Origin of the sequence: Streptomyces sp. NPDC018029, from assembly GCF_044327655.1 — a bacterium.
Classification (GTDB): domain Bacteria; phylum Actinomycetota; class Actinomycetes; order Streptomycetales; family Streptomycetaceae; genus Streptomyces.
This window is the reverse complement of record NZ_JBIRFV010000012.1, coordinates 14,287-38,687: the sequence shown is the minus strand read 5'-3', so window position 1 is coordinate 38,687 and position 24,401 is coordinate 14,287. Positions and strand designations below refer to the sequence as shown.

Annotated in this window: 23 protein-coding genes; 12 read left to right on the top strand and 11 right to left on the bottom strand. The window is 71.4% G+C overall.

Annotation, left to right across the window (positions count from 1 at the left end):
- Nucleotides 1-27: 27 nt before the first annotated feature.
- The gene (locus ACH4D5_RS31765) at nucleotides 28-1,611 is read right to left on the bottom strand and encodes a hypothetical protein (RefSeq protein ID WP_398309139.1); all 1,584 of its coding nucleotides are present in this window, start codon (nucleotides 1,609-1,611) and stop codon (nucleotides 28-30) included.
- Between ACH4D5_RS31765 and ACH4D5_RS31760 the strand changes: the two genes are divergently transcribed.
- Genes ACH4D5_RS31760 through ACH4D5_RS31745 form a run of 4 tightly spaced genes read left to right on the top strand, consistent with a single transcriptional unit; the run spans nucleotide 1,576 to nucleotide 4,815 of the window.
- Entirely contained in the window at nucleotides 1,576-1,986 is a 411-nt protein-coding gene (locus ACH4D5_RS31760; RefSeq protein ID WP_398309136.1) for a transposase, read from the top strand. The genes ACH4D5_RS31765 and ACH4D5_RS31760 overlap by 36 nt on opposite strands.
- Nucleotides 1,987-2,018: 32 nt before the next feature.
- The gene (gene pcaC, locus ACH4D5_RS31755) at nucleotides 2,019-3,317 is read left to right on the top strand and encodes a 4-carboxymuconolactone decarboxylase (protein ID WP_398309133.1); all 1,299 of its coding nucleotides are present in this window, start codon (nucleotides 2,019-2,021) and stop codon (nucleotides 3,315-3,317) included.
- A 55-nt stretch (nucleotides 3,318-3,372) separates the two neighbouring features.
- Nucleotides 3,373-4,005, top strand: a complete 633-nt coding sequence (locus ACH4D5_RS31750; protein ID WP_398309673.1) for an MBL fold metallo-hydrolase — start codon at nucleotides 3,373-3,375, stop codon at nucleotides 4,003-4,005.
- A 30-nt stretch (nucleotides 4,006-4,035) separates the two neighbouring features.
- Nucleotides 4,036-4,815 carry an exodeoxyribonuclease III gene (locus ACH4D5_RS31745; protein WP_398309130.1) on the top strand — a complete coding sequence of 260 codons (780 nt, stop codon included), beginning with the start codon at nucleotides 4,036-4,038 and terminating at the stop codon, nucleotides 4,813-4,815.
- 4 nt (nucleotides 4,816-4,819) lie between these two features.
- On the opposite strand, the gene ACH4D5_RS31740 is transcribed toward ACH4D5_RS31745, so the two are convergent.
- The 5 genes from ACH4D5_RS31740 to ACH4D5_RS31720 form a co-directional block, all read right to left on the bottom strand.
- Nucleotides 4,820-6,628 carry an SGNH/GDSL hydrolase family protein gene (locus ACH4D5_RS31740; protein ID WP_398309127.1) on the bottom strand — a complete coding sequence of 603 codons (1,809 nt, stop codon included), beginning with the start codon at nucleotides 6,626-6,628 and terminating at the stop codon, nucleotides 4,820-4,822.
- Nucleotides 6,629-6,835: 207 nt separating this feature from the next.
- The gene (locus ACH4D5_RS31735) at nucleotides 6,836-7,495 is read right to left on the bottom strand and encodes a response regulator (protein ID WP_398309124.1); all 660 of its coding nucleotides are present in this window, start codon (nucleotides 7,493-7,495) and stop codon (nucleotides 6,836-6,838) included.
- Entirely contained in the window at nucleotides 7,492-8,760 is a 1,269-nt protein-coding gene (locus ACH4D5_RS31730) for a sensor histidine kinase (protein WP_398309121.1), read from the bottom strand. The genes ACH4D5_RS31735 and ACH4D5_RS31730 overlap by 4 nt, the downstream gene beginning before the upstream one ends.
- A gap of 76 nt (nucleotides 8,761-8,836) precedes the next feature.
- Nucleotides 8,837-9,289: a PRC-barrel domain-containing protein gene (locus ACH4D5_RS31725; RefSeq protein ID WP_398309118.1), complete on the bottom strand. Its 453-nt coding sequence runs from the start codon at nucleotides 9,287-9,289 to the stop codon at nucleotides 8,837-8,839.
- Nucleotides 9,286-9,963 carry a PRC-barrel domain-containing protein gene (locus ACH4D5_RS31720; protein WP_398309115.1) on the bottom strand — a complete coding sequence of 226 codons (678 nt, stop codon included), beginning with the start codon at nucleotides 9,961-9,963 and terminating at the stop codon, nucleotides 9,286-9,288. Before ACH4D5_RS31720 ends, ACH4D5_RS31725 begins: the two co-directional genes overlap by 4 nt.
- A 309-nt stretch (nucleotides 9,964-10,272) precedes the next feature.
- On the opposite strand from ACH4D5_RS31720, the gene ACH4D5_RS31715 reads away from it, so the two are divergent.
- From ACH4D5_RS31715 to ACH4D5_RS31695, 5 genes are all read left to right on the top strand, one after another.
- Nucleotides 10,273-10,716, top strand: coding sequence for a DUF6278 family protein (locus ACH4D5_RS31715; RefSeq protein WP_398309670.1), 444 nt, complete (start codon nucleotides 10,273-10,275; stop codon nucleotides 10,714-10,716).
- Between the two features lie 166 nt (nucleotides 10,717-10,882).
- Nucleotides 10,883-11,626, top strand: coding sequence for an amino acid ABC transporter ATP-binding protein (locus tag ACH4D5_RS31710; protein ID WP_398309112.1), 744 nt, complete (start codon nucleotides 10,883-10,885; stop codon nucleotides 11,624-11,626).
- Between the two features lie 54 nt (nucleotides 11,627-11,680).
- Nucleotides 11,681-12,586, top strand: a complete 906-nt coding sequence (locus ACH4D5_RS31705; protein ID WP_398309667.1) for a glutamate ABC transporter substrate-binding protein — start codon at nucleotides 11,681-11,683, stop codon at nucleotides 12,584-12,586.
- A gap of 9 nt (nucleotides 12,587-12,595) precedes the next feature.
- The gene (locus ACH4D5_RS31700) at nucleotides 12,596-13,240 is read left to right on the top strand and encodes an amino acid ABC transporter permease (protein ID WP_398309109.1); all 645 of its coding nucleotides are present in this window, start codon (nucleotides 12,596-12,598) and stop codon (nucleotides 13,238-13,240) included.
- A complete protein-coding gene (locus tag ACH4D5_RS31695; RefSeq protein ID WP_398309106.1) occupies nucleotides 13,237-14,106 on the top strand; it encodes an amino acid ABC transporter permease in 870 nt (289 codons plus the stop codon). The genes ACH4D5_RS31700 and ACH4D5_RS31695 overlap by 4 nt, the downstream gene beginning before the upstream one ends.
- Before the next feature lie 32 nt (nucleotides 14,107-14,138).
- Here ACH4D5_RS31695 and ACH4D5_RS31690 read toward each other — a convergent pair whose 3' ends face one another.
- From ACH4D5_RS31690 to ACH4D5_RS31680, 3 genes are all read right to left on the bottom strand, one after another.
- A complete protein-coding gene (locus ACH4D5_RS31690) occupies nucleotides 14,139-15,734 on the bottom strand; it encodes an alpha/beta fold hydrolase (RefSeq protein WP_398309103.1) in 1,596 nt (531 codons plus the stop codon).
- Between the two features lie 113 nt (nucleotides 15,735-15,847).
- Nucleotides 15,848-17,041: an Ig-like domain-containing protein gene (locus tag ACH4D5_RS31685; protein WP_398309100.1), complete on the bottom strand. Its 1,194-nt coding sequence runs from the start codon at nucleotides 17,039-17,041 to the stop codon at nucleotides 15,848-15,850.
- 133 nt (nucleotides 17,042-17,174) lie between these two features.
- The gene (locus tag ACH4D5_RS31680; RefSeq protein WP_398309097.1) at nucleotides 17,175-17,942 is read right to left on the bottom strand and encodes a hypothetical protein; all 768 of its coding nucleotides are present in this window, start codon (nucleotides 17,940-17,942) and stop codon (nucleotides 17,175-17,177) included.
- 104 nt (nucleotides 17,943-18,046) lie between these two features.
- Between ACH4D5_RS31680 and ggt the strand changes: the two genes are divergently transcribed.
- Complete coding sequence (gene ggt, locus ACH4D5_RS31675; protein WP_398309094.1) at nucleotides 18,047-19,855, top strand: gamma-glutamyltransferase; 1,809 nt, start codon at nucleotides 18,047-18,049, stop codon at nucleotides 19,853-19,855.
- Between the two features lie 7 nt (nucleotides 19,856-19,862).
- On the opposite strand, the gene ACH4D5_RS31670 is transcribed toward ggt, so the two are convergent.
- Together ACH4D5_RS31670 and map are read right to left on the bottom strand one after the other, a co-directional pair.
- Nucleotides 19,863-21,737, bottom strand: a complete 1,875-nt coding sequence (locus tag ACH4D5_RS31670; protein WP_398309091.1) for a hypothetical protein — start codon at nucleotides 21,735-21,737, stop codon at nucleotides 19,863-19,865.
- A 46-nt stretch (nucleotides 21,738-21,783) separates the two neighbouring features.
- Nucleotides 21,784-22,551, bottom strand: a complete 768-nt coding sequence (gene map, locus ACH4D5_RS31665; protein WP_398309088.1) for a type I methionyl aminopeptidase — start codon at nucleotides 22,549-22,551, stop codon at nucleotides 21,784-21,786.
- A 63-nt stretch (nucleotides 22,552-22,614) separates the two neighbouring features.
- Between map and ACH4D5_RS31660 the strand changes: the two genes are divergently transcribed.
- Nucleotides 22,615-22,866, top strand: coding sequence for a helix-turn-helix domain-containing protein (locus tag ACH4D5_RS31660; protein ID WP_398309085.1), 252 nt, complete (start codon nucleotides 22,615-22,617; stop codon nucleotides 22,864-22,866).
- Between the two features lie 108 nt (nucleotides 22,867-22,974).
- Nucleotides 22,975-24,258: a hypothetical protein gene (locus tag ACH4D5_RS31655; RefSeq protein WP_398309083.1), complete on the top strand. Its 1,284-nt coding sequence runs from the start codon at nucleotides 22,975-22,977 to the stop codon at nucleotides 24,256-24,258.
- Nucleotides 24,259-24,401 lie beyond the last annotated feature (143 nt).

Here is a 24,401-nt window from a genome sequence, read left to right as displayed (position 1 = left end):
TTGCAATATCAGACGGTCGCATTCGTATCAGGCTGAGGTGATGGTGACGGGTTCGTCGGACCGGCCGAAGGCCCGCGACACTTCGCGGCCCCGTGCGTCGTGGGCGAAGACCAGGGTGCGGCCGTCACTGCTCACGCTCGTGCGGTTTCCTGCGGCGTCGTAAGCGAACTCGGACACCGCTCCCGTGGGCGTGGTGCGGGATGTGACACGGCCCAGCAGATCGTAGGTGTAGCGCGTGGTGCGTCCGTCGACTGCCTCGGAAAGCGGGCGCCCGAGGGCATCGCACTCGAAGGTCATCGTCGAGGTCGGGGAGGACAGGCGCACCAGGTTGTCGGCCGCATCGTAGGTGTAGTGGGTGGTGTGCCCTGCTACGTCCTTCGACGTGATGCGGCCGAGCGCGTCATAGCTGGTGGATATGCGATCGCCGAGGGGTGTTGTGCGGGCAACGACCCGGCCTGCCTGGTCGTACTCGTAGCTGATGGTGCGGCCGTCGAAGTCGGTTTCCGAGGTCAGGCGCCCGGCCGGATCGTATGCGTATGTCCAGGTGAGGTTCTGGGGGTTGAGTACCTGGACGAGTCGAAGTTCGGTGTCGTAGGTGAACTCGTAGCGGCTGCCATCAGGGCCGATGCGGGCCGCGACCCGGTCGAAGTGCGTGTATTCGAAGCGGGATACGGTACCCAGGGCGTCCGTGCGTGCCGTGCAATTGCCCTCGCCGTCCCAGGTCGCTGTCTCTTCGCTGCCATCCGGCATGACGCGGCGTGCGAGCCCTCCTTCCACGGTCCAGGTCAGCCGCGTGACAGCACCGAGCGGATCGGTGACCGTGACAGGGCGGCCGAAGGCATCGCGTTCGTAGTCAGTCACCGCACCGAGCGGGTCTACGACCTGGATCGGAAGCCCTGCCTTGTCGCAGCGAATGTGTGCGGTGTGACCGAGGGGATCGGTTACGCCGGTGAGGTGCCCTGCCGAGTTGTACGCGAAGCGAATCTGGGCACCCGCCGCATCGGTGGCTGCGGTGAGGTTGCCCCGTGCGTCGAAGGTTTGATGGCGTGTGAGACCAGAAGGTCCGGTGACTCGGACAGGCTGGCCCAGTTCGTTGTACTCCACGAACGTTCCGCGCCCGTCAGGGCGGATGGCGGAGGCGAGGAGTCCGGCCTCGTCGTAGGTGAACTGCCTCGTGTGACCGAGAGGGTCGGTGACGGAGACCAAGCGGCCCTGGTTGTCCCACTCCTGGTGGGTGACATGGCCGAGCGGGTCCGTCCGGCGGACGAGTCGCGATGCCTCATTGTGTTCGTAATAGCTGGTGTGGCCAAGGGAGTTGGTGACCTTGGTGGTGCGGGTCTCATCGTCGTAAGCAAGTGTTCCCGAAAGACATCCGCCGCTGCCTTCCGTAGCTACGACGCGACCGTGGTCGTCGTAGCTGTAGGCGTACGCCGTGCCGTTGCGGTCGAGCCAGGAAACAATGCGGCCCGCGTCAGTCACGGGGAGGTCGGCGAGGAGTCGGTGCTGCAGGCCACTCGCATCACGCTGGGTCTGCTGGCCCACCGGATCGGCCAGCTCTCCGAGCAGATTCGAGAGGTGGAGGCTCGTCTGGTCCGGCTCGTCGAAGGACATGCCCCGCAGCTGCTCGAGGTGGTGGGGATCGGTCCGGACACGGCCGCCACTTTGCTGATCACGGTGGGGGGCAACCCGGAACGGCTGGACAGTGAGGCGTCCTTCGCCGCGCTGTGCGGGGTCAGTCCCGTCGAGCATTCCTCGGGACGCCGGCAGTTCCGTCGCCTCAACCGCGGCGGTGACCGGCAGGCCAATGCCGCGCTCCACCGCATCGTGTTCACCCGACTGCGGGTCGACCCACGTACCAAGGACTACTACGAGCGCCGGATCAAGGAGGGGAAGACCCGTCGCGAAATCATCCGTTGCCTCAAACGCTACGCGGCCCGAGAGGTCTTCCACCTGGTCAAACAGCTGCAGCCAGGACCCCGCTCATAGGGGCTGTCGTGACTGATGAGAGGGTCTGGCGGGTGAGTGAGACACCGATGAACACCCTGCAATACCGCTTCGACGGGCCAGAAGACGCCCCGGTCCTGATCCTGGGTGCCTCACTGGGTACCACCTGGCACATGTGGGACCGCCAGGTACCCGAGCTGATCCGGCACTGGCGAGTGTTCCGTTTCGACATGCCCGGGCACGGTGGGGCGCCCGCGCACCCGTGCGGGTCCGTGGGGGAGCTCGCCGAGCGGCTGCTCGCGACGCTCGACGAGCTCGGCGTGCAGCGCTTCGGGTACGCGGGCTGCGCCTTCGGCGGCGCCATCGGCGTCGAGCTCGCGCTCCGGCACCCGCAGCGCGTCGCCTCGCTCGCGCTGATCGCCGCGTCGCCGCGGTTCGGCACGGCCGACGAGTTCCGCCAGCGCGGCGTCATCGTGCGCAGCAACGGTCTCGACCCCATCGCCCGGTCCGCCCCCGACCGCTGGTTCACGCCCGGCTTCGCCGCGGCCCAGCCCGCCATCACCGACTGGGCCGTGCAGATGGTGCGGACCACCGACCCCGGCTGCTACATCGCCGCCTGCGAGGCCCTCGCCGCCTTCGACGTGCGCGCCGAGCTGGGCAGGATAGGTGTGCCGACGCTGGTGCTCGTCGGCTCGGAGGACCAGGTCACGGGGCAGGGCGAGGCGCGTACGCTCGTCGCGGGCATCCCCGACGCGCGGCTCGCCGTCGTGCCCGCCGCCTCGCACCTCGCGCCGGTCGAGCAGCCCGCCGCGGTCACCGACCTCCTCGTACGCCACTTCTCGTCGGCCTGGCAGCCCGCCACCGAGGCGACCGTCGGCCAGTCCGCCATCTCCGCGCCGCCCGTCAAGCCCGTCCTCGCCCCGCCGCCCGTCGCGCCCGTCGCTGAGATCGCCGCCGCGGAGCAGCCCGCGGCCGTGGTGGGCGGGGCCGGTCCCGATCTGTACGAGGCGGGGATGAAGGTCCGCCGGGAGGTGCTCGGCGACGCACACGTCGACCGGGTGCTCGACGCCGCCGACGACTTCTCCGGAGACTTCCAGGAGCTCATCACGCGCTACGCCTGGGGCGAGGTGTGGAACCGGCCCGGTCTGGACCGCCGCTCCCGCAGCTGCGTCACGCTCACCGCGCTCGTCGCGGGCGGCCACCTCGACGAGCTCGGCTTCCACACCAGGGCCGCGCTGCGCAACGGCCTCACCCCGGCGGAGATCAAGGAAGTCCTGCTCCAGGCCGCCGTCTACTGCGGCGTCCCTGCGGCGAACTCCGCCTTCAAGGTCGCGCAGGCCGTCATCCGTGAGGAAACCACGCCGCAGGAGTAGCAGGATGGGAGGCATGACGACTTCTCCCGACACCCACTCCACGCGCGCCCGGCGCATCACCTTCACGAAGAAGTCCCACGCGTGCGTGCGTCTCGAAAAGGACGGACGCACGCTCGTCGTCGACCCCGGCGGCTTCAGCGAGGACGACGCGGCGCTCGGCGCCGACGCCATCCTGGTCACGCACGAGCACCCGGACCACTTCGACGAGGGCCGGCTGCGGGCCGCCCTGGAGGACCGCCCCGGCGCCGAGATCTGGACGCTCAGGTCCGTCGCGGACCGGATCTCGGCCGCCTTCCCGGGGCGCGTGCACACCGTCGGGCACGGCGACGCGTTCACGGCCGCCGGGTTCGACGTCCAGGTGCACGGCGAACTGCACGCGGTCATCCACCCGGACATCCCGCGGATCACCAACGTGGGGTACCTGGTGGACGGCTCGGTGTTCCACCCCGGCGACGCGCTCACCGTCCCCGACCAGCCCGTCGAGACGCTGATGCTGCCCGTCATGGCCCCCTGGAACAAGATCTCCGAAGTGATCGACTACGTACGCGAGGTCAAGCCCCAGCGCGCCTACGACATCCACGACGCGCTCCTCACCGACCTCGCCCGGCCGATCTACGACAACCAGATCGGCGCCCTCGGCGGGGCCGAGCACGTGCGTCTGACGCCGGGGCAGTCGGCCGCTCTGTGACTGTCAGTGCCGCCCGGTAGGTTGTGAGGCATGCGCATTGCGACCTGGAACGTGAACTCGATCACCGCTCGTCTGCCGCGGCTCCTCGCCTGGCTTGAGGCCACCGGCACCGACGTCGTGTGCATACAGGAGACCAAGACGACGGCCGAGGGCTTCCCGGCCGAGGCCCTCCGCGAGCTGGGGTACGAGTCGGCGGTCCACGCGACCGGCCGGTGGAACGGCGTGGCGCTGATCTCCAAGGTCGGCCTTGAGGACATCGTCAGGGGCCTGCCGGGCGACCCCGGGTACGACGGCGTGCAGGAGCCCCGCGCGATCTCCGCGACCTGCGGCCCGGTCCGCCTCTGGTCGGTCTACGTGCCGAACGGCCGCGAGGTCGACCACGCGCACTACGCCTACAAGCTCCAGTGGTTCGAGGCCCTGAAGGCCGCGGTCGCCGGGGACGCGGGCGGCTCCCGCCCCTTCGCCGTCCTCGGCGACTTCAACGTCGCCCCGACCGACGACGACGTCTGGGACCCCGCGCTCTTCGTCGACTCCACGCACGTCACCCCCGCCGAGCGCGCCGCCCTCGCCTCCCTGCGCGAGACGGGCCTCACGGACGTCGTGCCGCGCCCCCTGAAGTACGACCACCCGTTCACGTACTGGGACTACCGCCAGCTCTGCTTCCCCAAGAACAAGGGCATGCGCATCGACCTCGTGTACGGGAACGAGCCGTTCGCCAAGGCCGTCTCCGACGCGTACGTGGACCGCGAGGAGCGCAAGGGCAAGGGCGCGTCGGACCACGCACCGGTGGTGGTCGACCTGGACGTCTAGGACCTCACGGCGCCAGCACGCTCAGGTCCACCGACTCCGCCAGCGCCGCGAGCCCCGCGTCGCCCGGATGCAGGTGGTCCCCGCTGTCGTAGGCGGGGAGGATGCGCGCCGGGTGCGCGGGGTCCCGCAGCACCGCGTCGAAGTCGAGCACGGCGTCGAAGTCGTCCGTGCCCCGCAGGTAGGCATTGACCTTCTCCCGCTGCTCGTCGGCGGCCCCGGTGCAGAGCCTTTCGCCCTCGCACGGTGCGATCGTCGCCGCCACGGCCCGCAGCCCGCGCGCGTGGGAGCGGTCCGCGATCTCCCGCAGGCCGGCGATCACCTGGTCCGCCGAGGCGCCCCAGCGCACGTCGTTGATCCCCTCGAAGACGACGACGGTGCGTGCCGACGTCTGGGCGAGGACGTCGCGGTCGAGGCGGTGCAGGGCGCTCACGCCGCCCGTGTCGGTGGAGACGCCGTCGCCGGGATAGCGGTCGGCGATCACGCGGTTCGCGGAGATGCCCTGGTTGAGCACTCCGTAGCGCGGGACGCGGGACTGGTTCAGGAGGCGGGTCGCCAGGACGTTCGGCCAGCGCCGGTTGGCGTCCTGCGTGGACTTCACGCCGTCCGTGATCGAGTCGCCGAGCAGCACCACGGATCCGGGCCCGCCGCCCACGTCGACGCCGGTGAGCAGCGGCCACGTCGTGATCGTCGAGGTGTACGCGGCCGGGGAGCCGTCCGCCGTGTGGTCCCCGGGGCCGCTGACGTACGACCGCTGTACGGCCTGGCTGTGCACGGGCGCCGCCGCCACGGGTCCCGGCAGGTGGAAGCTCACCAGGAGGTTCGCGTCGGCGGGCACGTCGAAGTCGAGCGGATCGCTGAACGTCTGGGCGCCCGCCGGGATCTCCGTCCCGGACGAGCCGCGGAAGGACAGCCTCCGGGGTTCGTCCCGCGCGCCCGCCCCGGCCCCCTGCACCGCCACCGTCGCGCTGCCGATCCGCACCGGGGCCGCCGCGAAGGTGTTGTCGAGCCGGACACGCACCCGCGGCCCGCCCCTGCTCGTGTGGACGACGAGCCGCACGGTCCGGTCGGCCCAGGGCCCCACCGCCGTGTAGCCCGAGGTCGACGCCGACCAGGTGCCCGTCCAGCCCTTCGCATCGGCCCGCACCGACAGGGCGAACACGTGCAGGTCGGCGGCGCCGGGGTCCCGCGGCAGCTCCACCGAGGCGACCTCGCGCCCACGGGCCAGCGGCACCGTCACGACGTACAGCCGCGCTTTCTCGGCGAGTTGGCCGCCGGGCGTGTTGATGTGCGGCAGGGCCACGGACTTCGTGGCGAGCGGGCCCGAACGCCAGTCCGGCGCGGTGAGCCGGAAGGCGCCGCGCGAACCGTCCCGGTACCGGACCGTCCCCGTGCCGCTCGCCTCACCGCCCGTGCCCGCGACCAGGAAGGCGAGGGCGTCGCCGCGGCCGCGCAGCCGCACCGACTGCCCGTCGGCGCGCACGTTGTCCGGAGCGCCCGGCGCGGTGCGCGGCCAGGTGAGACGGGCCCCGTCGACGGCGAGGGAACGCCCCGGAGTCCAGCCCGCGGCCGCCAGGTCCCGCGCGGACAGCGAGCCGCCGGCCCCGTCGAAGTCCGCGTCGGCGGGACGGGCGTCATCGCTCACCGCGCGGTTGTCGAAGAGCCGCTCCAGGGGGAGCGGCACGGGTCTGTGCGGATCCGTGGCGGCCTGCGCCGATGCCACGGGTACGAGGCTCGTGAGCAGGGCGAGCACGGCGGCCGCTCCCCAGATACGTCGGCGCACGACAGACCCCTCCCGTGTTGGCAGATGCGCCATGAAGCTAAGGAGGTGCGGGAGGCGAGTCAATGAGGGTGGCGTGAACACGACGCGAACTCACCGGGAGGCGCGAAGTCGCCGGGGCGCGCACTGCACCGGGAGTTGCGAAGTCGCCGGGGGTGGACCGGCACCGGGGGTTGCGAAGTCGCCGGGAGCGCGCTGGCACCGGGACGCGCGAAGTCGCCCACAGCGCCGGCCGGTCGTCCCTCAGCGATCCGCCGACACCAGCCCCTTCTCGTACGCGATGATCACCAGCTGCACCCGGTCCCTGGCGCCCAGCTTGGCGAGCAGCCGGGTCAGATACGTCTTCGCGGTGGCGACGCTGAGGCGGAGCTCCTCGGCTATCTCGGTGTTCGACAGGCCGCGGCCGACCAGCGTGAGCACCTCGCGCTCGCGGTCCGTGATGCCCTCGATGGGCGCGTCGCGCGGCGGCGCGTGCACGGGACGGTCCGCGAACTCCTTGATCAGCCGGCGGGTGACGCTCGGCGCGATCAGGCCGTCGCCGGTCGCGACGGTCCGCACCGCCGCGAGGATGTCGTCCAGGGCCATGTCCTTCACGAGGAATCCGGCGGCCCCCGCGCGGAGCGCCCCGTACACGTAATCGTCGTCGTCGAACGTGGTCAGGACGACGACGTGCGCGGGCGTCGGGCCCGACGCGATGAGCCGGGTCGCCTCGATGCCGTCCATGCCGGGCATCCGGATGTCCATCACCACGACGTCCGGGCGCAGTTCGGCGCACCGGCGGACCGCCTCGTCGCCCGAGGCCGCCTCGCCCGCGACCTCGATGTCCGGGGCCTCGGTGATGACCATGCTCAAGGCGGTGCGGACGAGGGGCTGGTCGTCGACCAGCAGGACGCGGATCGTCATCGGACACCCGCCGCGGCCGGGACGGGCAGCCGGGCGACCACCCGGAAGCCGCCCTCGGGGCGTGGCGCGGCGCTGAACTCGCCGTGCAGCAGGGCGACTCGCTCCCGCATGCCGAGCAGGCCGTATCCGGTGCCGTGCGGCCGCACACCGGCTGCTCGGGCCCGTCCCGCATCCTCGATCTCGATGATGATCTCCTCGTCGCGTTGGTCCACGGACACTGTGCAGGACGTGACGCCCGCGTGCCGCACCACGTTGGTGACGGACTCCTGGATGATGCGGAACGCCGACAGGTCGACGTCCGTGGGCAGCGGACGCCGTTCGCCGCGCCACACCACGTCGACGCGCACCCCCGCGGCCGTCGTCGATGCGGCGAGCCGCTCCACGTCCGCGAGGCCCTCGGCCGGACCGCGCGGCGCCGACGCCCGCGCCCTGTCAGGACCGTGACCGCCGCCGCCTGCTCCACCGCTGTCACCGTCGCTCTCCCGCAGCGCGCCCAGCATCCTGCGCAGCCCGGCCAGGGTCTCGCGGCCCGCCGTCTCCACCGCGACCATCGCCTCGCGCGCGCCCGCCGGCTGGGTCTCGACGACCCGGGCCGCCGCGCCCGCCTGCAGCGCGATGATGCCGATGCTGTGCGCCACGGTGTCGTGCATCTCCCGGGCGATGCGCAGCCGTTCGGCGGTGACGGCCTGCGCGGCGGCCTGGGCGCCGAGCCGCTCCGTGTAGGCGCGGGCCTGCCGCACCGAGTTGCCGACCAGCCAGGCGACGGCGGCCGTCAGGACGACGGTCTGCCAGTCCGACCAGCTGGAGCTGATGGTGTGGTCGAGCCGGAGGGGGAGGCCGAGGAGCTGACGCAGCAGGGCGTAGCCGGGCAGGACGCAGAGCGCCAGGACGACGGCGGTGACGCGGGCCCGGCGCGCCCGGGTCGCCACGACGTAGCCCATGGCGATGTCGATTGCCGCGTACTGCGCGAACCCGATGTTCGTCGCGTCGATCGCGAGCGTCGCGACGTACGAGGCGGCGACGAGCAGTCCGAGCGCTGCCAGCGGGCGACGGCTCAGCAACCGCACGACGGCCAGCGCCATGCCCGCCGCGACGGCCACGAGCAGCCACTCCCAGGGCTCCGGCGCCTCCTGCGTGCTGGTCGGCAGCCACGGGATCCCGTAGTACGCACGGGCGCCTGAGACCATGCCGAGGCACCAGGCGACGGCCGCCCAGACGCCCGGCGGCGCATGCTTGAGCAGGGATATCGGCGGGGTGGCTGACATGCGCCGATCGTAGCCAGGAGGACGTGCGCCGGGAATCGACCACGGGTGTACGACCCAGGTCGACGGCCACCCCGGATCAGGCTCGGGCGGCGGCCTCGTCGGCCGCTCGGATCACCACCGCGTACGAGCCGATGCCGAGCAGGTGGGAGCCGGGGACGCGGTGGCCGCGGGAGGTGTGGAGGGTGTGGACGCGGCCGGACTCCGGGTCGAAGGTGACGTCGGCCAGGGTTCCGACGGCGTCGCCGAACTCCGTCAGGAGACGTTTGCCGAGCAGGTCCTGGCTCTCGGACGAGTCCGTGGAGGCGAACCGGGCCGCCGACGCCGACCCGATCACCACCGCGTCCGGCCCCACCGCGTGCACGTCCGCCCACGCGACGACGTCGGCGCCGCCCTTGACGCCGTCCAGCCGGATGGCGGTGATCAGAGCTTCTTCCGGCGGCGCGACGACGAGCCCGGCGACCGTACCGATGTGCGTGGCGTCCGCCGCGCTGACGACCGGGCGCCCCACGACCTGACTGAGCAGCATCATGAGATCGGCCCCTTCCCGGCTTCCCCGACGGCTCCGGCTGCTCCTACTTCTCCTGCGGCTCCGACTTCTCCGGCTGCTCCAACTGCTCCGGCTTCCCCGGCTTTCCCGAACCACCCGCGCCGGCCCCCCACCACCGCCACCAGCTCGCTCAGCTCGTCCACCGCGTGCTCCGTGTCGCGGGCCGGGATCACCAGCGTGTCGCCCGTCATCGCCGCGCGTTCGCCGAGGGGCAGGAAGACCTTGCGCTCATGGCGGCCCAGAGCCTCCGTGGAGGCCATCTCGATGCCGGCCACCCGGCCCTCGCGGCCCGCCTCGACCACCACGTCGAGCACCGTGCCCACCTGGACCCCCTGGTCCGTCAGGACGCGGGCCCCGCGGACCAGGCCGCCGGCGGCCTCCTGCCCGGAGGCGACGGCGGAACGGTCCTCCAAGGCGTCGGCCGAGGTGATCATCACGGCGTCCGCGCCCACGGCGTGCACGGCAGACCACGGGACGCTCTTGCGCAGCGGCCCGGACAGGAGGCCCCGGCCGGCCAGGGTGAAGCCGGCGATCCGGCCGCCCGCCCCGTCGAGCACGACATCCTTGACCTGGGCGACCGCCTCGCCGCCCAGCGTGACCACCGGGCGCTTGGTGAGGTCGGTGGCCGGGATCAGTGCGGGGACGGGCGCCGTCATCGGGCCCTCCCTCGTCCGGACCCGCGGCCCCTGCGCACCACGATCACGCCCCCGCTGCGCCGCCTGGCCTGTACCCCGAGCACCGCGGCGGCCAGCAGCCCCACCACGACGACCACGGCGATCAACCACGCCCACCACACCATCGCCCACCTCCCGGACCGAGCGGAACCGACCCCTGCGGGCTGCCACGGGTACCCCGCCCCGATCCGCTCATTCCGTGATCAACTGATGCAAGATACATTCTTGGACATACGGAATCAGCGCCAGGCCGCGCATCCGGCGGGCGCCACCCCGACGGAGAGGCCGACCATGAACATCCCGTTCCTCGACAAGTGGCGCAGGCGGCACTCCGCGACGGACCGGGCCGAGGGGCTCGCGGCCGCGTTCGAGGAGGACCCGGAGGGCGTGGCCGCGCTGCTCTCCGAGTGCGAGCTGCTCCGCTCCCAGGCGAGCGCCGCCGGACTCGAACTGGACGACTCCCCGGCGTCGTTGGCGGCCCTTGACCAGCTCCTGCCGCGCTGGCGCGACGACCCCGAGCTGCTGCCCTGGCTCGGCAACGACGCGGGGCTGTACCTGGGCACCGTCGTGGTGCGGACGGTGCCGGGCGCGACCTGGCACGTCTGGCCGGGCGGCAGCCCCGTCGTACGGCTGAAGACCGGGCGGGACATCCACGTCGTCGAGGCGGGGCTCGACTGGGCGGTGCAGGGAGCGCCGCAGCTGTCGCAGGTCTACGGAGAGGCGTCCGAGACGTGAGCACGCGGCTCCCGGCGTGGCAGACGTAAGGCTCCCGACGCGGCAGCCGTAACCGGAATTGCCTCAAATACGGTTAATGCCCATAAGTGCGTGTCGTCTAGTAAGTCCCGTTTTCACGTGGATAGTTTGCGCGGACGTACACAGCTGAGAGTGGGCAGGTCTTGCCATGGCCGTCGATCCTTTGATCGAGCTGCGTGATGTGAACAAGTACTACGGAGAGCTGCATGTCCTCCAGGACATCAACCTCACCGTCGGCAAGGGGGAGGTGGTCGTGGTCATCGGCCCTTCGGGGTCGGGCAAGTCAACACTCTGCCGGACGATCAACAGGCTCGAGACCATCCAGTCGGGAGAAATCAGGCTCGACGGGCAGCCGCTGCCCGCCGAGGGCAAGGCACTCGCGAGGCTCCGCGCCGAAGTCGGCATGGTCTTCCAGTCCTTCAACCTCTTCGCGCACAAGACCGTCCTCCAGAACGTCTCCCTGGCACAGATCAAGGTGCGGGGCCGCAAGAAGGACGAGGCGGAGCAGCGGTCCCGCGAACTCCTGGAGCGCGTGGGCCTGTCCGCGCACGCCGAGAAGTACCCCGCGCAGCTCTCCGGCGGCCAGCAGCAGCGCGTGGCCATCGCCCGCGCGCTGGCCATGGACCCCAAGGCGCTGCTCTTCGACGAGCCGACCTCGGCCCTCGACCCCGAGATGATCAACGAGGTCCTCGAAGTCATGCAGCAGCTCGCGCGGGAGGGCATGACCATGGTCGTCGTCACCCACGAGATGGGCTTCGCCCGCTCCGCGGCCAACCGCGTCGTCTTCATGTCCGACGGCCGCATCGTCGAGGACAGGACCCCCGAGGACTTCTTCACCCGCCCGGAGAGCGAACGCGCCAAGGACTTCCTCTCCAAGATCCTCAAGCACTGACGGGGGGACGTGCCCGTGAAGCGACACACCACGCGAACCACCACGCGAACCACCCTGCGTACGACACGCCTGTTCGCGGCGCTCGTCCTGGCCGCCTGCGCCGCCGCCGCGTGCGGCAGGGAGGGCAGCCCGCCGACCAAGGGGCCCGCGGCCGAGGAGCTGCCGAAGTACCGGGTGGCGACCGGCTTCCAGCTGCCGGAGTCGGGGACCTGGCGGAAGGCGAAGAGCCGCGGCCGCTTCGTCGTCGGCGCCAAGGAGGACCAGCCCTACCTCGGCGAGAAGGACCCGGCGACCGGCACCTACTCCGGCTTCGACATCGAGATCGCCAAGATGGTCTCGGCCTCGCTCGGCCTCGACCCGAAGAGGATCGAGTTCAAGACCATCGCGTCGGCGAACCGCGAGACCGCCCTGCAGAACGGGCAGATCGACTACTACGTCGGCACCTACACCATCAACGACAACCGCAAGAAGCTCGTCGGCTTCGGCGGCCCCTACTACATGGCGGGCCAGGGCCTGCTGGTGCGCAGCGACGAGGACGACATCAAGGGCCCCCAGGACCTCGCCGGCAAGCGCGTCTGCTCGGCCGCCGGATCGACCCCGTACCAGCGGATCCAGAAGGAGCACCCGAAGGCCACCCTCGTCGCGTACGACACGTACTCGGTCTGCGTCGACAACCTGCTGACGTATCAGGTCGACGCCGTCACCACCGACGACGCGATCCTGATCGGCTACGCGGCCAAGGTGCCCGACGAACTGAAGGTGGTGGGCAAGCCGTTCTCCGAGGAGCCGTACGGCATCGGGGTGCCCCGGGGCGACAACGCCCTCCGGTTCGCCGTCGACGACGCCCTCGCCGCGGGCGAGAAGAACGGCGACTGGAAGAAGGCGTACGACGCCACGCTCGGCCTCTCCGGAGTCCCGGCGCCGAAACCGCCCGCCATCGACCGCTACCCGGCGAGCTGAGGAGGCGTCGTGGACGTACTGACAGACAACTTCTCCACGTTCGGCGAGGGCTTCCTCGGCACCGTCGAACTGACCGTCTACGCCTCCCTCCTCGCGCTCGTCCTGGGCTTCGTCATGGCGTCGTTCCGGGTGGCGCCCGTGGGGTCCTTCCGGGCGTTCGGCACGGTCTGGGTGGCGGTCCTGCGCAACACCCCGCTCACCCTGCTCTTCTTCGCGGTGCTGCTCGGTCTGCCGCGCTTCGGACTCGTCCTGCCCTTCAAGGTGTTCGCCGTGCTGGCCCTCGGCTGCTACACCTCCGCCTTCATCTGCGAGGCGCTCAGGTCCGGCATCAACACCGTGCCCAAGGGGCAGGGCGAGGCGGCCAGAAGCCTCGGCATGACCTTCGGCCAGACGCTGTCGACGGTCGTGCTGCCGCAGGCCTTCCGGTCCGTCATCGCGCCGGTCGGCTCCAACCTCATCGCGCTGGCCAAGAACTCGGCGATCGCGGGCGCGTTCAGCGTCACCGAGCTTCTCGGCACGTACAAGACGCTCAGCGAGCTGGGCTACAACATCATCTGGACGTTCGTCTGGATCGCCCTCGGCTACCTCATCATCACCCTCGCCATCAGCGCGGTCTTCAATGTCCTCGAAAAGCGCTGGGGAGTCGCCCGATGAAAGCCCTCTCCCACGATTCCACCGCCCTCTACGACATCCCGGGGCCCCGGACCGTCCGACGCCACAGGCTGTACGGGGTGCTCTCCACCCTGCTCGTCCTCGCGCTCGTCGGCTGGATCCTGTATCTGCTCTTCGACACCGACCAGTTCACCGCCACGAAGTGGACGCCCTTCGAGTACCAGGGCATCCAGGAACTCCTCCTGCGCGGCCTCGGCAACACGCTCAAGGCCTTCGCGATCTCCGCGGTCCTCGCCCTCGCGCTCGGCGGCCTGCTCGCCATGGGGCGCCTCTCCGACCACCGGCCGGTGCGCTGGGCGGCCACGCTCGTCGTGGAGTTCTTCCGCGCGATGCCCGTGCTCGTGATGATCTTCTTCGTCTTCGTGGCGCTGAAGGTCCAGCCGCTGCCCGCGCTGGTCGCCGGGCTCACGCTCTACAACGGCTCCGTACTCGCCGAGGTCTTCCGATCCGGCGTCAACTCCGTGGAGAGGGGACAGCGGGAGGCGGCCTACGCACTCGGAATGCGCAAGACACAGGTCATGGGGCACGTCCTCGTACCGCAGGCCGTGCGGGCCATGTTGCCCGCCATCATCAGCCAGCTGGTGGTGGCCCTGAAGGACACCTCGCTCGGATATCTGATCACCTACGAGGAGTTCCTCCATGCCGGGAAGCTCATCGCGTCGAACCTCGACTACGATTTGCCGTTCATCCCCGTTGTCATGGTGATCTCACCGATCTACATCGGGATGTGCATGTTGCTGTCGTGGTTCGCCCAGTGGGTGTCCAAGCGCCAGCGGCGCAATCCCAAGACCGAGGCCGCGGACGTGGCCCCGGCGGAACCAGGGACGCTGCTGCCAGGTGCGCGGTAGCTGAAGCAGGCCCACCCGGCAGCAGCCGGAGATCACTGCTCGCGCAGGGGAACGGACAGGTACGACGGGTCCGTCGCCGGCGAGGAGAAGGTCAGCTGCGCGCCGGACGGGTTGTGCTCGATGTAGAGCGGGTCGACCGTGTCGACCACCAGGGCGAGCCGGTGGCCCGCCGGTACGTCGTAGGCCGTGGAGAACAGCTCCAGGTCCACGCCGAACGGCTTGCCCGGCGTCTTGCCGTGGAAGGTGTACGGCGCGTTGCTGACCAGCTTGCCGAGGCCGAGCGGGCCCACGTCGTAGAGGTACGCGACGAGGGTGCCGCTCTCCTTGGTGCTGGTGAGCGTGGTGTGCAGCTTCGCCGTCCCGCGCACCCGCTGGGTCGACGTGTACCGCTCCGACTGCCAGACGCCCGTGTAGCGGCGCGGGAGCAGCGGCACCGACGCCGTCGGCGGGATCTTGAGGAACTGCTCCAGGGCGTTCGAGAGGATCGCGATGCCGCCGTTGGCGCCCGAGTCGACGTTCGCGCGGATCGTGGTGGAGCCCGCCATGGCGATCTTCTCGCGGGTGGGGCCGACCGACTTCCAGTCCGGGTAGCCCTCGTAGCCGCCGGTGGACCGGGACTTGAGCTGGACCGGCTGCTCCTTGTCGATGCCGTTGTCCGCGCCCTTGAGGTAATGGTCGAACCACCGCTGGGTGGAGGTCCAGGTGTCGTTGGGCAGGCCGAGCAGGCCGGTCGCCTCGGCCGTCGCGTGGTCACCAGGGCGGAACTCAAGGCGCTTCGGTCCTGTCAGCCGCTCGTAGAACTCGGCGTACTGGTTCGGCGGGAAGAGCGTGTCGCCCCAGGCGTTGCCGAGCATGACGGCCGCGCCGTTCTCGTTGATCTCGTCGAGGTAGGTGGCGGGGGAGCGCTTGGCGCCCCACGCGATCATCTCGTCCTCCTTGTCCAGGTTGGATCCGAGGAAGTCCTTGAGCGTCTGCTGGAGTTCGGCGCTCGGGCGGCCGGTGAGCGCGCCCGCGCCGCCGAGCAGGGCGGCCGCCTGGGCGTGCTGGGTGCGTCCGCTGTAGATCGAGTCGATCAGGTCGCCCCAGCCGCTCAGCGCGGCGACGGCCTTGACCCGCTTGTCGTGCCCGGCGGCGAGCAGGCTGATGCCCGCGCCGTACGAGACGCCCGCCATGCCGACCTTCGACGGGTCGGCCGGGGTGTTGGCGAGGGTCCAGTCGATGACCTTGGAGGCGTCGGCGATGTCCTCGGGGCCCGCGGTCTCGATCTCGCCGCCGGACTGCCAGAAGCCGCGCGAGTTGTAACTGACCACGACGTAGCCGGAGTTCGCGAGCTTCTGGGCCTGGGCGACGTACTCGATCTGGGGCATCGCCCAGCTGGTGGGCAGCACGATCGAGGGGTACTTCACGCCGGGCTCGGCGTCCTTGGGAGTGAAGACGTTGGCCTTGAGGATCGTGCCGCCGTCGCCGGGTATGTCGACGAAGCGTACGTCGGTGGCGCTCGCGGGCCGCGGCGCGGCCGCCGGCGCCGCCTGTGCCGCGGGGGCGAGACCGAAGGCGGCACCGGCGACGAGGGCCGCCGAAACGGTCCCCACGGTGGTCGTACGCAAGGCATGGTGCGGCAGTCCCACGGGTCACTCCTCACTCGGACGGTGCAAAGTGACCCGACGGTAACCGCAGGGCTTTACCGGGGGTAACCCGTCGGTAAGTTACGCCCCGGTAACGATTGTTGACGGACGAACCGTCAGCTCAGCGCGCTCTTCGCCTGCCAGTCGGCCCAGGAGAGGTTCCACTCGCCGTAGCCGTTGCCCGGGTCTGGGGTGCCCTTCGAGCCGCTGCCGGTGACCTCGAAGGGGTCGCCTATCTGGGCCTCGCGGTAGAGCCAGCCCGCGTCGCCGGTGCTCATGCCGACGCAGCCCGAGCTGTGGTTGGTGTTGCCGAAGTACGAGGCGTTCCACGGGGCGGCGTGCGCGTACATGCCCGACCAGGTCAGCCGCATCGAGTAGTCGACCATCTTGTCGTAGCTGTTGCTGCCGGTGAGGCCGACCGTCTCGGAGCGCATGTTGATCGTGCCCTCCTTCGACATCAGGACCGAGGTGCCGCCCCAGGAGGCCTTCTCGCCGCCGGGCGTGCCGGCCGACATCGGCAGCGACCTCACGGTCTTGCCGTCGCGCGTCAGCGTCGTCGTCTTGCTGTCCAGGTTCACCTTGACGACCTGGCTCTTGCCGACCGTGAAGCCGGTGGCGTAGTCGCGGACGAACCAGTCGTCGCCGCCCGAGTCGATGCCGTTGAGCCGGGCGTCCAGCTTCACCTTCGTGCCGGACTTCCAGTACTCCTTGGGGCGCCAGTCGACGCGGTCCTTGCCGTCGTAGTTCTTGATCCAGCCCCAGGAACCCGTCGTGTTGTTCGAGGTCGTCACCTTCAGGTGCTTCTCGACCTCGGCCTTGTTCCGCACCGGGTGGTCGAAGGTGATCGACAGGGGCTGGGCGACGCCGACGGTGCTGCCCTTGCCCGGGGTGAGCGTCACCTTGTTGACCTGCTCGGGCGCGGCCGTCTTGAAGGACGCCTTGGCGCTGCCGCCCTTGTCGGTGCTCGCCTCGACCCGGTACGCCGTGCCGGGCGCCGCCTTGCGCTCCGAGGTCCAGGTGGAGCCGTTCGCCGACACCTTGCCGGGCAGCTTCGTGCCCTTGTCGTCGGCGACGGTGACCTGCTTCAGGCGGCCGTCGGCCAGGCTGACCTTCACGGGCTTGCCCGCCTCCGCCTGCTGACCCGAGAGGTTCACCGAGATCTTCGGCTTCTCGGCGGCCTCGGCGGCGCCGGACGAGCCGCTGCCGCCCGAGCAGGCGGTGAGTGCGGCGGCGAGCACCGCGAGGCCCGCGGTCGCCGCGTGGCGGGTGCGAAGGGGGCGTCGGCGGCTCGAAGAGCTCTGGGGGGTCAAGGAACGTACCTCCGTGCGAATGTGGACTGCACGGTGAGAGGGGCGATCGGCCGGACGGGTTGCCTGTTGTCCGGAAATTCCCCGCTAGATCACATAAGACCCCGGATCGTGTCGGCGCACGGTGAGGAGCGGGTCACTTGGCGCGATGGGAGGTGCGGGCCGACGGGGTGGGGAGCGGGGTCCGCGCCGCGCGCGTCACGTCTCCGACGAGCTCGACGACGTCGGGTCCGTACGCCTGCGAATTGACGATCTTCAGGAGCAACACGAAGGAGTCGTTGCCGTGCTTGCGCGCGAGCTTCTCGTGGTGGCGGGCCAGATAGCGGGTGGCCGCCTGGCTCGTGACCGCGCGCTGGCCGCAGAAGAGGAAGACGGGCCGCGCGTCCTGGTCCTGGTCGGCGGTGAGGCGGGCGAGGATCACGTACTCCGTGAGCCCGGGCTCCAGGCGGTAGCGCTCGGAGCCGATCTGGAAGGCGCCGCGGTCGGGCGCCGGCTCGGGCTCGGTGTTCACGCGGACGCCCGGCAGCAGGGAGTGCATGTGCGCGGCCATGCGGCGGTTCGCCACCGGGTTGCCCACGCAGAACTCGGTGCGCTCGCCGAAGCCCTGCTGGGCCGTGTCGTGCGCGACGAGCTGGGCGTGCGCGCCGCACTCCTTGACGACCGCGGCCAGCTCCAGGAGCGCGAACACGTCCTGGCGCACCACGGTCGGCTCGGGGCCGCCCGCGTCACGGTTCACCACGAGCAGCGACTCGGCGTTGTCGGGCAGCCCGAAGAAGGCCTGCTTGCGGCGGAGCCTGCTCTTCGACAGCCGGCCGCGGGCCAGCCAGCCCAGCGCGGCACCGATCCCGACCGCGAGCAGACCGGCACTCAGGCCGAGGACCAGGGTGCGCACGTCATCACTCATGGGGGCGCATGCTAGCGGCCCGCCGGACCCGTGTTCGAGGAGGTCCTGTCGCGACGGTGCATCCGAAGTTACGCTGCGCAGACCGTTGTTGACAGGAGGTACGAATGCGTCGCGCTGTCGTACGGAATCTGACGCTATGGGCGGTCGGAGGGGTGCTGGTGTCGGTGGGTGCGGCCGCGCCCCCTTCGCCCACGCGCTCGGCGGAACCGGCCGCACCGGAGAAGACGCCCGTCGCCGTCGGCCACGGCGGAGCGGTCGCCAGCGTCGACCCTGACGCCTCGGCGGCCGGCATCGAGGTCCTGCGGAAGGGCGGCAACGCCGTGGACGCGGCCGTCGCCACCGCCGCCGCGCTCGGCGTCACCGAGCCGTACTCGGCGGGCGTCGGAGGCGGCGGGTACTTCGTCCACTACGACGCCAAGACCCGCGAGGTCAGCACCATCGACGGCCGCGAGACGGCCCCGCGCACCGCCGACTCCGGGCTCTTCCTGGAGAACGGCAAGCCGATTCCCTTCCAGGAGGCGGTCACCAGCGGCCTCGGCGTCGGCACCCCAGGCACCCCCGCAACCTGGCAGTCGGCGCTCGACCGGTGGGGCACCAAGCGCCTCGGCACGCTCCTGAAGCCCGCCGAGCGCCTCGCCCGCGACGGCTTCACGGTCGACCCGACCTTCCGCGCGCAGACCGCGTCGAACGAGCAGCGGTTCAAGGACTTCCCCGCCTCGGCGAAGCTGTTCCTGCCCGGCGGTGAGCTGCCGGTGGTCGGCTCGACGTTCAAGAACCCCGACCTGGCGCGCACCTACCGGGAGCTGGCCCGCGAGGGTGTCGGCGCGCTCTACCGCGGCGACCTCGCCGAGGACTTCGTGCGCACGGTGAACAAGCCGCCGGTCGACCCCGAGTCGGACCGCGTCGTGCGCCCCGGCGACCTCTCCCTCAAGGACCTCAAGGCGTACGCGGTCAAACGCCAGGCCCCGACGAAGACCTACTACCGCGGCCTCGACGTCTACTCCATGGCGCCCTCGTCCTCCGGCGGCACCACCGTCGGCGAGGCGCTCAACATCCTGGAGCGCACCGACCTCTCCAAGGCGTCGAAGACCGCGTACCTGCACCGCTTCATCGAGGCGAGCCGTGTCGCGTTCGCCGACCGGGGGCGCTGGGTGGGCGACCCGGCCTTCGAGGACGTACCGACGAAGCAGCTCCTCTCGCAGCGGTTCGCCGACTCGCGCGAGTGCCTGATCAAGGACGACGCCGTCCTCAAGAGCCCGCTCGCGCCCGGTGACCCGCGCAGTCCGAGGCCGTGCGCGACGGGCGGCAAGGCGGCCCCGACGACGTACGAGGGCGAGAACACCACGCACCTGACCGCCGCCGACAAGTGGGGCAACGTCGTGGCGTACACCCTCACCATCGAGTCGACCGGCGGCAGCGGCATCACCGTCCCGGGCCGGGGCTTCCTGCTCAACAACGAACTGACCGACTTCTCCTTCGCGCCCGCCAACCCGGCCGTGCACGACCCGAACCTGCCGGGCCCCGGCAAGCGGCCGCGCTCCTCGATCTCCCCGACCATCGTGCTCAAGCACGGCAAGCCGGTGGTGGCGCTCGGCTCGCCCGGCGGCGCGACCATCGTCACGACCGTCCTGCAGACCCTGACGGGCTTCCTCGACCGGGACCTGCCCCTGGTCGACGCGATCGCCGCGCCGCGCGCCAGCCAGCGCAACGCCGCCCAGACCGAGCTCGAACCGGGGCTCTGGAACAGCCGGACGAGGCAGTCGCTGGAGTCGATCGGGCACTCCTTCAAGCAGAACCCGGAGATCGGCGCGGCCACGGGCGTGCAGCGGCTGCCGGACGGCAGGTGGCTCGCGGCGGCGGAGAAGGTCCGCAGGGGCGGCGGCTCGGCGATGGTGGTCCGCCCCACGGAATGACGTCCGGCTAGGCGGCGGGTGAGGCCGCGCAGTTCTGCTCCAGCTCGTTCGCCGCCCAGCGGATCGACGACTCCGGGTCGTCGTGCAGGTACCGCAGCGCGGGCAGCGCCTCGCGGACGGCGGCGAGCTGGGCGTCGCCCCGGCCGCCGCGCGCCCGGCGGACGTCGGCGAGGTCCGCGATGAGCAGCAGCAGCGTGGAGCGGGCCTGGTTGTCCGGGTCGGTCATCAGCTCGACGAGGAACGGGATGGCGGGGACCGCGGCGGTCGAGGATGCCTCCTTGGAGACCAGGAGCCGGTAGAGGTCGTGGACCGCGTCCATGGCGGTCTTCTTGTCGTCGGACGCGACCTTGCCGATCAGGTCGGGGACCATGCGGCCGGGGCCGCGCGCGGTCCACAGGGAGCCCCAGTCGACGCCGTCCAGGCGCAGCTGGAGGTCGCGGTGCGGCCACAGCTTCGCGAGGTCGAGGCGGAGCACGGACGTGCCGTCCGCGTCCGTGACGCGCAGGGTGCCGTCCGGGTCGAGGCCGAGGAACGTGATGCCGGTGCCGAGGCGCAGGCCGGCCACCGCGTCGGACCCCAGGTCCCAGACGCGGACCAGGCCGTCCGCCCACGCCGCGGCGAGCGCGGGCCCGGTCTCCAGCTGTGCGGCGGCGAGCGCCCTGACGGGTGTGCGGCGCCGTGCGAAGGGGGCCCGCCGTGGCTTGCGGCGGGTGCTCCAGTAGCGGATCACGCCGTTCTCGTCGCCGCTCAGCACGAGGCGCCTGCCGCTGTCGAGCCTGACGCAGGCGAGCGCGGTGACCGGGGCGCGGTGCAGGGTGAGGATGATGGTCTCGGGGGACTCGTCGTCGGTCTCCAGGACGTGCACGGAGCCGTCCGCGTCGCCCGCCACGAGGGTCGTCGCGTCCTGGTCGGCGGCGACCGACCGCAGGCTCTCCGGCGCCTCGACGAGCGCGGCGGCGGCACCGGGCACCGACGGCGGTGCGCCGGGCCCGCGCGAGAGGACGGTCCAGCGGCCGCGCGGATCGGCGTCGCCCGCCGCGAGGGAGACAGGACCGAGGTCCTCCAGGGGCGCGGGCGCCTTGGCGGGCGGGCTGATCGCCTTGTCGCCCGACCAGTCGACGCCGAGGGTCTCGGCGACCGCGACGAGCGCCTCGCGCGTCCGGGCGTTGATGACGATCGCGAAGTCGGCCCCGGGCCCGCGGCCATGACGTACGACGGCGTCCGGCGCGCCGTACGAGAGGGCGTCCGTGCCCATTTCCTGCCAGGGCAGGAGCCCCAGTTCGCGGTACGAGGACGTCAGGCGCCGGACGATCTCCGGGTCCGCGTCGACGGCCGCCCTGCGGACCCGCAGCGTCCAGCCGTAGTGCGCAGGCAGCCGCTCGAAGGCCAGCTGCAGCAGGAACTCGGAGAGTGACCGGCTCTGCACGACCCACTCGCCGCGCAGGCTCACGACGACGCGGGGGTCGGGCAGTTCGGCCTCGGCGGCGAGGTAGCCCCACTCGTGGCTGTAGTGGTACTCCGACATGAAGACACAGACACGACGGTCGCCGCCGGGACCCACGAGGCCGCTGTCCGCGGCCAGTTCGAGCTCCGAGATCCTCGGCGGCCACTGGGTGTGGACCCAATACAGGCGCGGATCGAAGGCGAAGGAGTTGACGGGGGAGTCCCACCACTCGGTCAGGGCGGCGGGGACGGGCAGCTCCCAGTCGATGCCGTCCGTGCGGTTCTCCCCGCCCCACCGGGAGTGGCCGGGCTCGCCGCCCGGGTCCTCGTAGCCCCACTCGCGCTGGACCGCGTCGAGCAACTCCCAGCGGGGGCGGCCCTGTTGGCGCTCCTGCAGCCGGTCCGCGAACTGTCCGTAGTCAATGATCTCTGGTGTCACCGGGGAATCGTACGGATGATCTACGTCGGGGTATGTCCCCGCCGGGTCACAGTGCCGTGAGGATCCTGGGACCGTCCTCGGTGATCGCGACGGTGTGCTCGGCGTGCGCCGCGCGGCTGCCGTCGTTCGTCCGCAGGGTCCAGCCGTCCGGCGCGGGGTGGTAGCCGTCGCCGCCGCCCGCGATCACCATCGGCTCGATGGCCAGGACCATGCCGGGGCGCAGCGGCATGCCGCGGCCCGGGCGGCCCTCGTTCGGGACGCCGGGGTCCTCGTGCATCTGGCGGCCGATGCCGTGGCCGCCGAAGTCCTCCGGGATGCCGTACCCCGCCTTTCTGCACACGGTGCCGATGGCGTGCGCGATGTCGCCGATGCGGTTGCCGACGACCGCCGCCGCGATGCCCGCCTCCAGGGCGCGCTCCGCCGTACCGATGAGGCGGACGTTCGCGGGGCGCGGGGTGCCGACGGTGAAGCTGATGGCCGAGTCGCCGGCCCAGCCGTCGAGGTGGGCGCCGCAGTCGATGGAGACCAGGTCGCCGTCGCGCAGCCGGTAGGCGTCGGGGATGCCGTGCACGATCGCGTCGTTGACCGAGGCGCAGATGACGGCGGGGAAGGGGGTCGGTGCGAAGTGCGGCCGGTAGCCGAGGAAGGGGGAGGAGGCGCCGGCCTCGCGGAGCACGCCGCGCGCCACCGCGTCCAGGTCGAGCAGGGAGACGCCCACGGCCGCGGCCTCGCGGACGGCGGTGAGGGCCTGCGCCACGACGCGGCCCGCTTCACGCATCGCTTCGATCGATTTCTCTGTCTTGAGTTCCACCATGCCAATTACTATACCGGTATTTGAATGCCGGTATAAAAATCGGGGGTCGGGTAGGGTGGGGGCATGGTTCGGACTCCTTTGACCCCGGAAGAGCGTGAGCGCGGCGAGCGTCTCGGGGTGCTCCTGCGGGAGGCCCGGGGCGAGCGGAGCATGGTGTCGGTCGCGGCGGAGGCCGGTCTCTCCGCGGAGACGCTGCGGAAGATCGAGACGGGTCGGGCGCCGACGCCCGCGCTGTTCACCGTGGCGGCGCTCGCTTCCGTGCTGGGGCTCTCGCTGGACGAGCTGGTGGTCCGGTGCGAGCTGACCCCCGTCTGAGCGCTCCGTCCCACGCCGCCGGAAAACTGCATGTAGTCGTCCCGTAACACGTCTGGTGTTATCTTCCGGACCGGAAGACTCCAGTCTCCATGGGGCGGTGCCGGTCGGATGGTAGTGGAACAACTCCCGCAGCAGGTAAGGGAGTTCGCGAGGTACTTGAGGGATCTGCTGGGACGGTTGGACCAGGAAGCAGGCTGGTGCGGCGTGTTCTGGCAGCGCGACCCGGACGGCATGCGCGCCTGTCTGGACGGCGCCGAGGTCCCGCCCTGGGACGTGGTGCAGGCGCTGCTCCACGACCTCGCGGCGGACCGCGGCCTCCCGGAGGCCGAGCGCGAGGCGGCCGTGGCGCGCGCCCTGCACCGCGCGTCGATCGCCGCGTACGACGCCAGGCCCGGCGGCCGGGAACTGCTCAGCGACCGGCTCGACATGATGCTCACGGAGCAGCGCATCGCCCTGGAGCGGCAGGCCGACCTGACGCACCGGCTGACCGCCGCGACCGACGCCGACGAGGCCGACCGCATCAACCTCGACCTGGCCTGGGTGCGCGACGACCACGAGCGCGCGACCGCCCGCTGCGCCGAACTGCAGGAGCGGATGGACCGCCTGGCCGAGGCGGCACGGCCGTCGTGGGTGGACCTCGGCGCGGCGGCGGACGACGGGTTCGGGGTGTCCCCGTCCTCGGGAGGGGCGTCCCCTTCTCCGGGCGACGAGTCGCGCGTGCCCCGGCAGGGCTCCGCATCCCACGCGGCGGAACCGGCATACCCCAGAGGCGCGCGGTTCGCCGGGCTCGGCGACGGCGGGCGGCACGCCGGTGCCCCCGACACCGCGCCCGCGCAGGAACCGCCGCACTTCCCCGACGAGGACCCCGCCGAGCGCGCCACCTCCGACGCCGTGCGGAAGATCGTCGAACTCCGCCGCGAGGGCCGCAGCGGCGAGGCGCACGGCGTGCTCGTCGAGGCCGCCGGCTGGCCCGCGGACACGCTGCCGCAGTTCGCCGTCGAACTGCACCGCGCGGGCCTCGGCGCCGACTGGGCCACGCTGCTGTGGGAGGCCGCCTCGCTGCCGCCGGACCGGCTCGTCGCCCTTGCGGACGCGCTGGCCGGCTCCGGCCGCGCCGACGACTGCAGGAAGCTGCTGCGGCAGGGCGTCGCGCGCCCCGCGCCGGAGATCGCCGAGGCGGTCGTCGCGCTGATCGACGCGGGCCGCGAGCGGGAGGCCCGCGCGCTCCTCGACTCCTACGTCCGCGTCCGCACCCCCGAGGACGTGGCCCACTGTGCGCACACGGACCCGCACCGCCTCATACCCCTGCTCCTCGAGACGGCCCGGCAGGTCTCGGACGCGCACCACTGGGACCTCGTGCACGCGCTGCGCGTAGCCGGATTCAACGCCTGACCGGGATCGTCCCCGCCCGTTTCTGGCCCGCTCGGGTGCGAAACATGATCGACTCCACCGGTTGACGGCGATGGTCTTGCTCAGCCCCTCGGCGGAGGCTTACGTTTTCCTGATCCACGCAGCAGGTCTACGTGCGTAGAAGC